The sequence below is a fragment of the Mesorhizobium sp. GbtcB19 genome (assembly GCF_019091085.1).
Taxonomy (GTDB): Bacteria; Pseudomonadota; Alphaproteobacteria; order Rhizobiales; family Rhizobiaceae; genus Mesorhizobium.
Genome location: NZ_JAGXJY010000127.1, coordinates 1 through 418 on the forward strand (window position 1 = coordinate 1; position 418 = coordinate 418).

The window sequence follows — 418 nt, forward strand, 5'->3', positions numbered from 1 at the left end:
GAAATTGATTTTAAAATCTTGTGCTTCATCTATAAACACATAGTCATATAAACCTAAATTTTGATCGCTCACATTTTCAATAATATCTCTACACACAAATTCAAATGGATCTTCCTTAAAGGCTTTTTTTCCATTGGCATCTCCTAGAGATAAAGTTGGTCGATTAGAATATTGGGCTATTTCAGAATAGAATCCTTTTTTATATACTCCACCCCAACTATGGAAAATATCAATTTTACTAAAATCTGGTTCACCATATCTGTCGTAATCTTTATAATACTGTTTAAACATTCTCAATATGGTTTGTCTAAGAGAATTACTGAACAAATAAAATGCTATCTTTCTATCTCGATCTTTATAATGCAGATAAGCCATTTTCTTAACCATTAATATAGTTTTACCACTACCTGCTAAACCA

Annotated in this window: 1 protein-coding gene; it reads right to left on the reverse strand. The window is 29.7% G+C overall.

What is annotated here, in order from left to right:
- Positions 1-418: DEAD/DEAH box helicase family protein (locus KVT37_RS31905; RefSeq protein ID WP_217578981.1), on the reverse strand; the 418-nt coding region annotated here is incomplete at both ends.